Origin of the sequence: Bradyrhizobium sp. NBAIM14 (genome assembly GCF_020193895.1) — a bacterium.
Classification (GTDB): Bacteria; Pseudomonadota; Alphaproteobacteria; order Rhizobiales; family Xanthobacteraceae; genus Bradyrhizobium; species Bradyrhizobium yuanmingense.
Map to the genome: position 1 here is coordinate 528,302 of NZ_JADYVQ010000003.1, position 13,317 is coordinate 541,618.

Below are 13,317 nucleotides of genomic sequence, written 5' to 3' on the forward strand. Positions count from 1 at the left end.
AAGATGCACGCCGAACTTTATACCGATGGAATCGAAGAAATTACCGTCAGTGGAACCATCGTCCGCGTCGATCTGGTCAGTCTTTCACCGACAGAGCGTGACGCCAACAACGCTCCGAAGCGCGTATTTTCTCAGCGGCTGATCTTTTCGGTCGAATCTTTCGCTAACTCGGTCGACGTAATGCAGAAGGCGCTCCAGGGCCTGGTCGATGCGGGCGTCGTCCGGCGGAACCAGCCAGCTCAATCGCACAACGGTGCGTCGGGAGTACGTGATGCGCTGGCGCACAACACACGGTCTCTGAATGTCTCTTCGAACTTCCGCTGACATCGATGCCGCTGGCGGCGCGAAGGACCGGGTTGCGGACGCGCCCGCGCCCGGATTGTCGACCCAGACGGCATTGGAATGCCTGTCCAAGGTTTCCAGTCACCATGGCATAGATCTGCCGGTCGAACGCTTGAAGCATGCGTATGCGGTAGCCGGCCCGCTCTCGTTGAATCTCCTGCTGCGCATGGCGAAGGATGCAGGCCTGCGCGCGAGGAGCACGAAGCTGGATTGGGGCGCGCTGATTCATCTTGGAGAGGCCTATCCGGCGCTGGCGAGGCTCGCCAATGGCAACTGGATCGCCGTTCTTGGTGCGGGACGGCGAACTGATGGCACCGAGGTCGTCAGCATCTTCGACCCGCTCGCCGACCGCAAGCACGAGGTCTTGGTTGTCGAGCGCGATCGATTCTGTGCGCAGTGGGCCGGTGACACGATCCTGATCAAGCGCGAGCAGTTGACACAGGATGGCCGAGGGAGTTTCGGCCTCCGGTGGTTTGTGCCGGAACTGCTTCTTCAATGGCGGCTGTTCAGGGACGTCGCCATTGCCGCCATCCTGCTCTATGCGTTGGGCCTCGTCATCCCGATATTTTTCCAGCTCGTCATCGACAAGGTTTTGGTTCACGAAAGCTTCACCACTCTGTACGTACTCGCGGTAGGAGCGGCCGTAGCGCTCGTCTTTGACGCGATATTCGGCTTTCTGCGGCGCTACTTGTTGCTATATGCGACCAACAGGGTCGACATTCGCGTCGCTACGAAGACGTTCGGTCATCTCCTCGGGCTACCGGTTACGTTTTTCGAGCACATGGCCGCCGGAGTCCTGGTCAAGCACATGCAGCAGGCGGCGAGGATCCGTGAGTTTCTGACCGGGCGCTTGTTTCTGACGACCCTCGATGCGCTTTCGCTGTTCGTCTTCCTGCCGGTCCTTGCGCTTTATAGCGTCAAATTGACTTTGATGGTCCTGGCCTTCACCGCCGCGAGCGGCGCCGTCGTCGGCCTGCTCATGGGTCCATTTCGACGACGACTGTACGATCTATATCAAGCGGAAGGTGCGCGGCAGGCTCTCCTCGTCGAAACAGTTCACGGCATGCGCACCGTGAAGTCGCTGGGGATGGAGCCAGCGCAGAGCAGGGTTTGGGATAGCCGCTGCGCGCAGTCCGTGACCATGCGATTCGGTGTCGAGAAGATCTCCGCAGGCGCCCAGGCGCTCACCGGATTTCTCGAGAAGATCATGACGCTCGGAATCATCTCCGTCGGGGCACTCGATGTCTTCGCCGGCGAAATGACAATCGGCGCGTTGGTCGCCTTCAATATGCTGGCCGGCAGGGTCTCCGGACCGCTGGTCCAGCTCGTGACCATGGTGCATGAATACCAGGAAGTGGCTCTTGCCGTGAAAATGCTCGGCGAGGTGATGAATCAGAAGCCTGAGCGCGACGGTCGGAAAGATGGGCTGCGGCCCGACCTTGCCGGCAAAATCGAGTTCGAAAGTGTCTCTTTTCGCTACGGATCCGAGGGATCCCCGGCGCTTGATCATGTCTCCTTCACCGTTGAGCCAGGATCGATCTTCGGGATCGTGGGACGGAGCGGCTCAGGCAAGACGACTCTCACCAGGCTGATTTCGGGCATGTATCCGGTGCAGCAGGGGCTGCTGCGCATCGACGGATATGACTCGAGGGAGCTCGACCTCGCGCATCTGCGCCGAAACCTTGGGATCGTCCTGCAAGACAATTTCCTGTTTCGCGGGACGATTCGCGACAATATCGCCTGCGTGAAACGTGATGCCACCTTTGCCGAGGTCGTCGCTGCAGCTCAGCTCGCAGGCGCCGACGAGTTCATCGAACGGTTGCCGCGTGGCTTCGACACCATGCTTGAGGAGGATGCATCGAACCTGTCCGGCGGGCAGAAGCAGCGGCTCGCGATTGCGAGAGCTCTGATCGTCAATCCAAGGATCTTGATTTTCGATGAAGCGACGAGTGCCCTCGATGCCGAAAGCGAAATGATCATCAGGCGCAATCTCCGCCGTTTGGCGGCAGGACGTACCGTTATCGTCGTCTCGCATCGGTTGTCGATGCTGACCGAAGCAAGCCAGATCCTGGTGATGGACCGCGGCCGAATCGTCGATATGGATCGCCACGACCACCTCCTGTCGAAATGCACTATCTACAGGCATTTGTGGAATCAACAGATGAAGCAGATTGCATGAGGGAGACTGGTCCATCACGCGCGGATGTGAATCCGAACGGTCTCGCTCCGGCCAGATCGGTCGAGCGCCGCCGCAAGCTATTCAGGCCAGTACCGAGGCGAGCGCCAGTCATCGCCGAGTTCCAGTCCGATGCGACCGAACTCGAGCAGCAAGCGCCACCGCGGCTCGCGCGCTTCATCCTTTACGGCGTACTTGCACTAATTGCTTTCGTGGTCATCTGGGCTTCCGTTTCGCAGGTGGAGATGATCGTCACGGCGCAGGGAAAACTTACCACGACGCGTCCCAACCTGGTCGTGCAGCCGTTGGAAACGTCGGTCATACGCGAGATCCACGTCAAGGCCGGTGATCGCGTCAACCGCGGCGACGTTCTGGCGACGCTCGATCCGACGTTTTCGCAGGCGGATTTCGACCAACTGCGCGGCAGAGTGGCTGGATTCGATGCGTCGATCGATCGTCTGAGCGCTGAATTGAACGGAATCGAGTATGCCGTCAAAGAGCTGACGAACGCGGATCAGATCCTGCAAGGCAAGTTGTTCTTGCAGAGGAGAGCCGCCTACGAGGCGCAGATTCAGAACTACGACGCACAGATCGCTTCCGCGCAAGCCAATCTCAAGACAGCACAGAATGAAGAGGCGGTTCTCCTTCAGCGGCTCGACACAATGCGTTCGATTGAAGCGATGCGGACCACGCTGATGGATAAAGAGGTCGGTTCGAGGCTGAACTTCCTGCTGTCTCGCGATGCTCGGCTCGAGGTCGAAAGCAATCTGGCGCGTGTTCGCGGCAGTATCGCCGATAGTACCCATCGGCTCGAAAAGGCCCGCGCTGATCAGAAAGTGTTCGCCGAGGAGTTTCGTCGCACCACCTATCAGGAACTGGTGGAGACGCTGCCGAAGCGCAATAGCGCGGCAGAGGAATTGAAGAAGGCCGAGCTTCGTCGACAGTTGATCATCCTGCAGGCGCCGGCAGATGCCGTGGTGCTGGATATCGCGAACCGGACAGTCGGCTCGGTGGTTCGCGAGGCCGAAACGTTGTTTGTTCTGGTTCCGCGCGACGTGCCGCTTCAGGCGGAGGTCAACGTCGAGGGGCGGGATATCGGTCAGGTGGCGCTCGGACAGTCGGTTCGGATCAAGTTCGAAGCGTTTCCCTTCCAGAAGTATGGAACTGCAACGGGAGAAGTCCGCGTCATCAGTCAGGATACGTTTTCCCCGGATACGAAGGCCGAAGGTGCGCGCCGCGCGCCAGCTCCCTATTACCGCGTACTGGTCGATTTGTCGGACACGCACCTTCGGCTGCCGGCTGAACGCATTCAACTGATTCCGGGTATGGCGGTGACGGCCGAACTGAAAGTCGGCAAGCGCACCGTGATCTCCTACTTCCTCTATCCATTGCTACGCGGACTGGATGAAAGCATCCGGGAGTACTAGGTAAATCAGCGTAGATGCCGGTTCAGGTAGATCAGTCCTCATCCGGAGAGGGCGCGCGCTCGCGAGAGTCGAACTACGCCCTTTGAGGCTTGGTGCTGCAGCCCGAACATGGCCGCCGGGCGCACACCCATCGTCTGGATGGATGTTTCCCGACCAGTAAAATCGCTCGCAGGAGGCGTGATCTCCAAACGCTCAATGTGTTGCTTGTCTGTCCACCTGCCGCCTGAGAGCACTAGGCCTTAGCAGATACTTCGTCCAACGTCCCTCAGCTGACTGCACTTCAGGGCCGAAGTATGCCTTCGGGGTGGCATTACAGGCGATTGTCGAAGAGTGCTGCGCGCGCTGTCGGGTGCGCGTGTCGGCACTTGCATCGAACTGACGGAGGAAGTCGCGGCGGTGGAGGGCAAGAGCGCCGCACGCTGTTTCATTCCATATCGTCAACCGCGGGGCCGAAAGCTTCAAAGTCGCGAACAAAAACCGCGAGAAAATAGGGACGGATCTAAAATTTTAATTTATTTATCTTCTTGAAAATAACCGCCCGGACGGTATTATAGAATAATAATTAAATGCTGTTTCGATTGAATAATACATTTTTCTGCAGAGGGTTGCGGTGCGTGCGTGGATGTTTGCGATGGTCCTTCGATACTCAAGGTATGGCCGACACCGTCGATCTCGCGAGCGCGGTTGTGGGCTGGCCGGCGTTCGACATCTTCGCATGCGCAGTGGGCGTCGCCTCGTATGTAGTTCCACCGCGAATGGCCGGACCGCATTTGTCAGGAGCCAAGTCGCGTGTGGTGGCGGTACGTCACCTTGTTCGCATGTCAAACGCATCTATGAAGGACTCGCGTTATGATTTTCGTAACAGTCGGAACGCAAGTGCAATTCGACCGTCTGATCCGAACGGTCGACGAATGGGCCGGTGCACGCGCAAGGAGCGATGTTTTCGCTCAGATCGGGCCATCAAACTATCCATTCAAGCACATCCGTACCGAGCGGTTCATTGACCCAAGTCGATTCAAAAGTTGCGTCGAGGCGGCAAGCGTGGTGATCGCTCATGCAGGCATGGGCTCCATTATCACCGCCCTCGAGCTCGGAAAACGAATTATCGTCATGCCACGCCGTGCGAGCCTGGGTGAACACCGAAACGATCATCAGATCGCAACGGCAAAACAGTTCGCCGCGCAAGGCCGTATTGAGGTCGCTTTCGAAGAACGGGAATTAACGGACAAATTGGATCAGTTGGACATCGTCAATCGATGCGAACGCCTCGGTGGTGAAGCATCGCCGCAGCTGATCACGGCAATTCGGAGTTTCATCGAAACGGGACATGTTCGTTCCGGACCTAACAGCGCTTCAGCTTAGGCGGTGGATATGAAAATACAATACGGCCGAGCCTCTTCTCCTGTCCAGTCGTGCCGTAACGATGACGGAGACCTCCGCCTAAGCCAGCAACGAAGATTGCCAAAAGCGCACCGCCCTGCTCGACGTCGCCATGGCAACCGTGAGCTGGAATGTCCTAGACACACTGCGCGTCTGTCCGTGTTCACTTGGCCGCGGAGGTCAGCGGTGTGGCCATCGCCAGGACTGTCGAACTAACCTAGCAAGTTGAAAACCTCACGCGAGTTTTGATCACTGGTGCAGTTATGTCGAACGATACAGTTGGCATTGGGGTTGTCGGATACGGCTATTGGGGACCGAACCTGGTCCGCAATTTCGCTGCTCATCCTTCGGTACGTCTAGTTGGTATAAGCGACCTTGATCCGGAGAAGCTCGCGACCAGCAAGCGTCTTTATCCGGGAGCGATAACGACGTCCTGTTACGACGAATTGTTCAAGAACCCGGCCATCGATGCCGTGGCCATCGCTACGCCGGTTCATACACATTATGAATTGGCGCTATCCGCGCTCAAGGCGGGAAAGCACGTTCTGGTTGAAAAGCCGCTGGCACAAAGTTCAGATCTGGCCCGACGCCTGATCGATGAGGCAGCTCGGCGCGGTCTAATACTGAGCGTGGATCACACTTTCGTCTATACGCCGGCCGTGCGGAAAATCCGCGAGCTCTTGCTTAAGAAGGAGCTCGGTGAAGTCTATTACTACGACAGCACGCGGGCCAGCCTTGGCCTGTTCCAGAGCGACGTCAACGTGATCTGGGACTTAGCGGTGCACGACATTTCGATTATCCACCATATCTTGGATGAGAGGCCTGTTGCAGTTTCGGCGACGGGATCGTGCCATGTGGCCGGCTCGCCGGAAAGCATGGCCCATATCACATTGTTCTTCGATAGCACATGCGTTGCCCATATCAGCGTCAACTGGCTCTCGCCAATCAAGGTCCGGCAGACGTTCATTGGAGGCAGCAAGAAGATGATCGTCTATGACGATCTTGAACCGACGGAAAAGATCAAGGTGTATGACAAGGGTATCACCGTGGACGGCCCCTCCGATCACGCCCATCAATTCCGGATCGGTTATCGGGCTGGAGATATGTGGGCGCCCCACGTCGCTCCTAAGGAAGCGCTGCAGGTCGAGGTCGAGCATTTCATCGCTTGTGTGCGCAATGGGACGCCACCGATCTCGAGTGGCATGTCCGGACTGCGGGTGATCGAGGTCCTGGAGGCTGCATCTCGGTCGATCGCCGAACACGGCAAGCCGGTCCTACTGAAACGGCAGGAGTACAGGAGTCCGGAACGTGCGACGGCCACGGTTTGAAGCATTGGCGGGCGACACGGTATCCGCGAACAGCGCGACGGTCTCGCGATGAATTCGGTAGAACGTTCCATCCTGTTTTCAGCGGCCGACCGCTATGGAAGCCTTATCCTGGTCTTCGTTGCCACCGCTATCCTCGCTCGTCTGCTTTCGCCGGCAGAATTCGGGGTCTATGCAGTCGTCACTGCCATCACGACGGTGATTGGCGCATCCTTTTTTGAGTTCGGGGGCGGAAACTATCTGATTCAGAAGCGTGAATTATCCACGGCGGACGTTCGCTCCGCGTTCACCATCACGCTCGGAATATCGGTAGCAATTGCGCTTCTGCTGTTCGTGCTTGCGGGCCCGCTCTCGGAGCTCTTTGCCCAGGACAGTCTCAGAAGGGGCATCCAGGTGGCGGCGCTGAATTTTGTTCTAGTCCCGTTTCACGGGACAACATCCGCTCTGCTCCGCCGCGACATGAAATTCGGCACGCTGGCCGTGTGCAACCTGGCAACCGGAGCGGCGACGGCCGTCGCATCGATCGTGCTTGCGATGGCGGGATTCAGCTACATGGCGCCAATCTGGGGCGGATTGGCGGGGAGCATTGTATTCACCGTGATGCTGCTTGCCAATCATCGGGACTGGGGCGTCTTGCGTCCATCGCTGCTCGGGCATCGCGAGGTAGTCAACTTCGGTCTTTACTCCAGCGCGGTCAGCGTCATCAATCTCGTCTACAATCTGGCGCCGCAGCTGCTGCTCGCCAAGATCCTGGATTTTGGATCTGTCGGTCTGTACACCCGGGCTACCAATCTGACACAAATGTTCGACCGGCTCGTCGCGCAGGCTCTAAATCCTGTCATTATGCCGGCGATTGTCGCACAACGCAGGGCAGGGGCGGATCTGAAGGCCGTCTATCTCGAGGCAGTTGAACTCCTTTCGGCTGTGCAGTGGCCGTTCTTGATTTTTGTCGCGCTCATGGCTCAGCCGATCGTTCTGATTTGGCTCGGGCAGACGTGGCTGGAAATAGTTCCCTTGGTCCGCATTCTCTGCATTGCAAATCTTGCGCTATTCGCGGCTTGCCTTACCTATCCCGTGTTCCTCGCTGTTGGAAGCGTACGCGACGCCTTGGTGTCTTCGCTCATCTCGCTACCACCTTCGCTTCTGGTCGTTCTGGGCGCATCGTTTTTCGGCGTAGAGGCTGTCGCAAGCGCGGCTCTCGCAACACTGCCGTTCCAGACCGCCGTGGTGATATATTTCCTCAAACGTCATCTGGCCTTCAGTTCAGGGGAGTTTTTCCGCGCCTCTCTGAAGAGCGGCCTGGTGACGTTCGCTATGGCCCCCGGTGTACTGGCTTGCGCCGCATTGATCGAAGCGGGCATGCTTACTTCCCTGACCGGCCTGATACTGTCGTTCCCCATTGCCGGCCTCGGCTGGTGGTGCGGATTGACAATGACCGGCCATCCGCTGCTGCATCAGCTTCGCCACGTTGCAGACGGGCTCTTCCGGAGTGCGCCGAGGCTGCGTCGATCACGTCCGGCATAATCTGGAGGACAACCATGCCTATAACGAAGGATGTGAAGCTAGGCCGTGACGTCAGGATATTTCATCCCGAGCTGGTCAACCTGTATGGTTGCACCGTTGGCGATGAGAGCAAGATTGGAGCCTTCGTCGAGATTCAGGCGGGGGCAAAGATAGGTGCGCGTTGTAAGATTTCGTCGCATACCTTCGTCTGCGAGGGCGTCACGATCGAAGACGAAGTTTTCATCGGCCACGGTGTGATGTTCACGAACGACAAATATCCGAAGGCGACAACCGCAAATGGTCGTCCTCAGCTGGCTTCGGACTGGACACTTCAGCGCACTCACGTCGGTAGGAGAGCCTCCATCGGCTCGAATGCGACCATTCTATGCGGCGTGACGATCGGAGAGGGGGCCTCCGTAGGTGCGGGAGCGGTGGTGACAAAGGACATTCCCCCCGGCGCAGTCGTGGCCGGCGTGCCTGCTCGGATTCTGGCCGCCGCTGACGACGGGGTGCCAAGCGGTCGTAGCTCAGCAGAGCCGCTTCAGAAAGACTATCACCGGTAATATATATTCTGCTTGAATTTAACGCTTGATTAAATTTAATAGTGGGATTTAAATAGCCGATATAATGTCGATCAAATCAAGGCTTTGAATCTTGATACCCTTCCTGGACCTGAAAGCGCAATACAGCCAGATCAAGCCGGAAATCGACGCCGCAGTGGCGAGGGTCGTCAGTAGCGGGCACTTTGTGCTCGGACCCGAGGTCACAGCCTTCGAGGAACGCTTTGCAAACTATTGCAGGACCACCGCTTGTCGCGCGGTGAACAGTGGCACCTCGGCGCTTCACCTTGCCTTGCTGGCGGCCGGCGTCGGATCCGGTGACGAAGTCATCACGGTCTCCATGACGTTCGTCGCAACAACCGCAGCTATTCTCTACAGCGGCGCCAGGCCGGTATTTGTCGACGTTGACCCGGTAACATGGACGATGGATCCCAGCTTGATCGAAGCTGCGATCACACCGCGAACCAAGGCGATTCTGCCAGTTCACCTCCACGGGCTGATGGCCGACATGGATCCGATAATGGCCATAGCGCGTCGTCACGGGCTGGTCGTCATTGAGGACGCCGCGCAGGCGCACGGCGCGGAATATCGCGGACGTCGCGCAGGCTCGATCGGCGATCTGGGATGTTTCAGCTTTTATCCGGGCAAGAACCTCGGAGCGTTTGGCGAGGGTGGGGCGGTCGTCACCGACCGGCCTGAATTCGCACGCCGCGTGTCCCTGTTGCGGGATTGGGGGCAGGAGGCGAAGTACGACCACGTCATTGCCGGATACAACTATCGCATGGACGAAATCCAGAGCGCGGTACTGAATGTCAAGCTGGACTATATTGAGCATTGGACGGACGCACGTCGGTCGCTGGCTGAGCGATACAATGCGCTGCTTTCTGGTCTTCCATTCGCGCGTCCCCAGCCGCCCCAGTACGTCCGCCACGTGTATCACGTCTATGCGGTCAGATCGGAGCGCCGCGACGACGCGCTGAACCGATTGCGTGATGCCGGGATTGGCGCCGGGATTCACTATCCGGTCCCAGTGCATCTGCAGAGGGCATATGCAGAACTCGGCTATCGGGCCGGTGATCTCCCCGTCACTGAGATGCTCGCGAACGACTTCCTCTCTCTTCCCATCTATCCCGAGTTGCCGCCGGAACGGACGGCCGAGGTTGTCGGAATATTGAGGAGTGCGGCGCTGCGGCCTAGCGCAGACATCAGCACCCGGTCGGAGCATCCACAAAGCTTCATGACATGGTCCCACAACAGGAGAGCGTCTTGATCGATATCAAGGGTAAACGCGTTCTGGTCACCGGCGGGGCAGGATTTATCGGCTCCCACATCGTTGATCTGCTCTGCGACGAGGGCTGCATCGAGATTGTTGCCCTCGACAACATGATCAGAGGCCGGCCGGAAAATCTCCGGCGGGCGCTCGGGCGTGGGCCCGTAAGGCTGGTTCACGGCGACATTCGCGATCGCAAGCTGATGGAAGCGTTGGTCAAGGCTGCCGACATCGTCTTTCACCAGGCCGCGCTCCGCATCACTCATTGTGCGGCCGAACCGCGCCTGGCTAAGGAGGTCATGGTGGATGCCACCTACGACCTGCTGGAGCTGTGCATCAAGCACGACATTGAGAAGATCATCGCGGCCTCTTCGGCATCGGTATATGGCATGGCCGAGGAGTTTCCGACGACAGAGCGGCAGAATGCCTACAATAACCGAACCCTATATGGGGCCGCCAAGGCGTTTAACGAAGGGCTACTGCGGGCTTTCAACGATGCATGCGGCCTCGACTATGTGGCATTCCGGTATTTCAACGTCTATGGCAGCCGGATGGACATCCACGGACGGTACACCGAGGTCTTGATCCGCTGGATGGAGCGGCTGGAAGCCGGATTGCCTCCCGTTATCTTTGGCGACGGCCGTCAGACCATGGATTTCGTCCACGTCCGCGACGTCGCGCGTGCCAACATCCTTGCCGCCAGGGCAAAGATTACCGATGAGGTCTTTAACGTCGGGAGCGGCACTGAAACAAGCCTGACCGAGCTGGCTACGGTACTTGCGTCGGTGATGGGACACCGCGGCCTCACGCCTGAATTCGCGCCGGAGCGCTCGGTCAATCCAGTACCGCGACGGCTGGCCTCGACGGGTAAGGCAGAGCGTTTGCTGGGCTTCCGCACCACGGTTTCGCTGGAGCAAGGGCTCGCAGATCTCGTGAAATGGTGGCGATCCGAGCGCGAGCTCGCTTCGGAACATCAGCGGCAGGCGGCGGCATCGTGATTCCGATCGCAATGTCGCTACTTGCAGATCAAGAGACCGAAGCGGCGCGCCTGGCCGTTCTCTCTGCTTGGGCGTCGGAGCGTTCGAGGCCGAGGCGGAACGCGCGGCCCTGCCATCCGGCTAGGTTCGGTAGAGTCCGCAGACGGGGGTGAGCACGGGTTCGCCCCTGTAGTCGGCTCGGTCGATGCCTGTGCGGCGCCCGCGGAAAGCCATCGGCTGTGAGGCTGAACCACCCCATGAGGCTGATCGAACCTGTGGCAGCCTCAGATACGCAAATTTGATCGATCTCGACCGGACCATTCATGATTTCGATCGTCGTCCCAGCCCACAATGAGAGTTCTGTGATCGCACGGACGTTGAGGCAATGGGTTGGCAACCCAGCTTCGGACCAGATCCGTGTGGTCGTCGTCTGCAACGGGTGCTCAGACGACACTGCGAACGTCGCCCGGCGTTTCGGCCCAGCCGTCAATGTTGTGGAATCGAACATCGCAAGGAAGACCCACGCTCTGAACCTTGGCGATCAAATCGCGGACGTTTTTCCGCGGATTTATGTTGATGCCGATATTCTGATTACCGTTGATGCCATTCTGGCTTTGGCAAGCCGCCTCGATGAAGGTGGCGTTTTGGCGGTCGCGCCTACAGCCGACATCAATCTGGCAGGCTGTTCCTGGCTCGTCCGTAAATACTTCGGAATCCGGTCACGGCTGCCATCCTCGCGTGAGGGTATCGGCGGTTCTGGCGTGTATGCCTTATCTGAGGCGGGACGCAAGCGGTTCGGCCAATTTCCAGACATCACCGCTGATGACACCTTTGTTCGACTTCAGTTCAGACCAGAAGAGCGGGAGACACTGCCCCGCGTTAGGTCCATGGTATTCGCCCCACGCACTCTGCTGCAGCTTATCGCCGTCAGAACTCGTGCCTACAGGGGAACATTCGAGCTCGCCCGGCGCTTTCCTGAACTGCGTGTCAACAAAGGACCGGCGAATGGCCGGGCGCTCATTGCGCTGTTCAAGGAACCTCGCTTATGGGCCGGACTATTGATTTATTGTGGGGTCAACATTGCCGCTCGCTGTAAGGCTACCCTGGGTTCCCGACTTGGAGCTCATCGTTGGCAACGCGACGACACTTCCCGTGAGGTACTATCAGATTCAATCAAGTAAGATTCTAATTCGGCTGGCCTGACAGGAAATCGGACGTGCCGCGCATATAAATCGCTTGATTTTAAATGGCGGCATGTTAATTTAAATTAAAATATTAAATGCAGGCGCCGAGGACCCGATCCGTTCATGGGAGCTTGCGAGCTTGCAGCGTTCTAGGGAGGCCAGCCCATGCTTCTCAGCCCGGTTTTTCACCGCAAGACGTTGCTCAAGAACAACACGCCGCGGTCACCCGGCACTCGGCCGAAACTGCTGGCGGTCTCTTCGGGTGGGGGCCATTGGGTGCAGCTGTTGCGGATCAAACCCGCCTTCGAGCATTGCGAAGTCACGTTCGTCACCGTCCACGACTCCTATCAAGCCCAGGTGCCCGACCACAAATTCTACCTTGTCAATGATGCTAACCGGTTGACCAAAATCGCGCTGTTGAAGGCGGCGCGCAGAATGGCCTGGATCGTTTGGAATGAAAGGCCGGACATCGTCGTTTCGACGGGTGCCGCTCCGGGATATTTGGCACTACGGTTTGGACAAATGATGGGTGCGCGCACTATCTGGCTCGACAGCATCGCCAACATCGAGCAGCTTTCGATGTCGGGAGACCGTATTGGTCATTGCGCCGACCTCTGGCTGACGCAGTGGCCCCATCTGGCGCGACCTGAGGGACCTCATTACACAGGCGCGGTGCTATGAGTTTCCTGGCGGTCGGAATGCCGTCACAGCTGGACCAGCAGCTCCATGTCTTCGCGCATCGTGATTTCTCGTGAAGGCATTGCTTGCATGATTACCTCAAGCTTGAAAGTGGATGATAGTCATGCCTCCTCGAGGGGGACTGGATCGCAGTTGCCCCCGGGCGACCATCTGCGCTGACGCGGTGGTGTCGCGTGACGTTCGGCTACGCGACCGTAGTGTCGTGCGCATCGGCTGCAGGAAGGCAGGTTGGCGCCTGAAGCTGCCCCCGATAGTGGCGACATCTACATTAGATTGATTTATTATCGTTGGGTTAATTGACTTAATATAATAATCTATGACAAATAAATCGCGACGCCGCATCGCGCTCCAGGAATAGGAATAGTCCTTGATGCCCTTGTCAGGTTTGAAAGCTCAAGATCGTCGGGCCAGTTCTGAGATCGATGTAGCGCCAAGTCCGGGCAGGGGTTGGTCTGGGCGGCTCGCCAGCAGGAG

Annotated in this window: 11 protein-coding genes; all 11 read left to right on the top strand. The window is 58.2% G+C overall.

The window, feature by feature from the left end:
* Positions 1 to 3 precede the first annotated feature (3 nt).
* The 11 genes from I6F28_RS11555 (at position 4) to I6F28_RS11605 (ending at position 12,825) form a co-directional block, all read left to right on the top strand.
* The gene (locus tag I6F28_RS11555; protein ID WP_057029412.1) at positions 4 to 324 is read left to right on the top strand and encodes a hypothetical protein; all 321 of its coding nucleotides are present in this window, start codon (positions 4 to 6) and stop codon (positions 322 to 324) included.
* Entirely contained in the window at positions 302 to 2,521 is a 2,220-nt protein-coding gene (locus I6F28_RS11560) for a peptidase domain-containing ABC transporter (RefSeq protein ID WP_225139926.1), read from the top strand. The genes I6F28_RS11555 and I6F28_RS11560 overlap by 23 nt, the downstream gene beginning before the upstream one ends.
* Positions 2,518 to 3,945 carry an HlyD family type I secretion periplasmic adaptor subunit gene (locus I6F28_RS11565; RefSeq protein WP_225139927.1) on the top strand — a complete coding sequence of 476 codons (1,428 nt, stop codon included), beginning with the start codon at positions 2,518 to 2,520 and terminating at the stop codon, positions 3,943 to 3,945. The genes I6F28_RS11560 and I6F28_RS11565 overlap by 4 nt, the downstream gene beginning before the upstream one ends.
* Before the next feature lie 849 nt (positions 3,946 to 4,794).
* Positions 4,795 to 5,307 (top strand): glycosyltransferase, encoded by a 513-nt coding sequence (locus I6F28_RS11570; RefSeq protein WP_225139928.1) that lies wholly within the window; start codon positions 4,795 to 4,797, stop codon positions 5,305 to 5,307.
* A 281-nt stretch (positions 5,308 to 5,588) separates the two neighbouring features.
* Complete coding sequence (locus I6F28_RS11575; RefSeq protein ID WP_036029172.1) at positions 5,589 to 6,653, top strand: Gfo/Idh/MocA family protein; 1,065 nt, start codon at positions 5,589 to 5,591, stop codon at positions 6,651 to 6,653.
* Between the two features lie 48 nt (positions 6,654 to 6,701).
* Complete coding sequence (locus I6F28_RS11580) at positions 6,702 to 8,174, top strand: lipopolysaccharide biosynthesis protein (protein ID WP_225139929.1); 1,473 nt, start codon at positions 6,702 to 6,704, stop codon at positions 8,172 to 8,174.
* A 14-nt stretch (positions 8,175 to 8,188) separates the two neighbouring features.
* Positions 8,189 to 8,716, top strand: a complete 528-nt coding sequence (locus I6F28_RS11585) for an acyltransferase (RefSeq protein ID WP_036029176.1) — start codon at positions 8,189 to 8,191, stop codon at positions 8,714 to 8,716.
* Positions 8,717 to 8,807: 91 nt separating this feature from the next.
* Positions 8,808 to 9,983: a DegT/DnrJ/EryC1/StrS family aminotransferase gene (locus tag I6F28_RS11590; RefSeq protein ID WP_225139930.1), complete on the top strand. Its 1,176-nt coding sequence runs from the start codon at positions 8,808 to 8,810 to the stop codon at positions 9,981 to 9,983.
* Positions 9,984 to 9,988: 5 nt separating this feature from the next.
* Positions 9,989 to 10,981, top strand: coding sequence for an NAD-dependent epimerase/dehydratase family protein (locus tag I6F28_RS11595; RefSeq protein ID WP_036029234.1), 993 nt, complete (start codon positions 9,989 to 9,991; stop codon positions 10,979 to 10,981).
* Between the two features lie 302 nt (positions 10,982 to 11,283).
* The gene (locus I6F28_RS11600) at positions 11,284 to 12,141 is read left to right on the top strand and encodes a glycosyltransferase (protein ID WP_225139931.1); all 858 of its coding nucleotides are present in this window, start codon (positions 11,284 to 11,286) and stop codon (positions 12,139 to 12,141) included.
* Positions 12,142 to 12,309: 168 nt separating this feature from the next.
* Entirely contained in the window at positions 12,310 to 12,825 is a 516-nt protein-coding gene (locus I6F28_RS11605; protein WP_225139932.1) for a UDP-N-acetylglucosamine--LPS N-acetylglucosamine transferase, read from the top strand.
* Positions 12,826 to 13,317 lie beyond the last annotated feature (492 nt).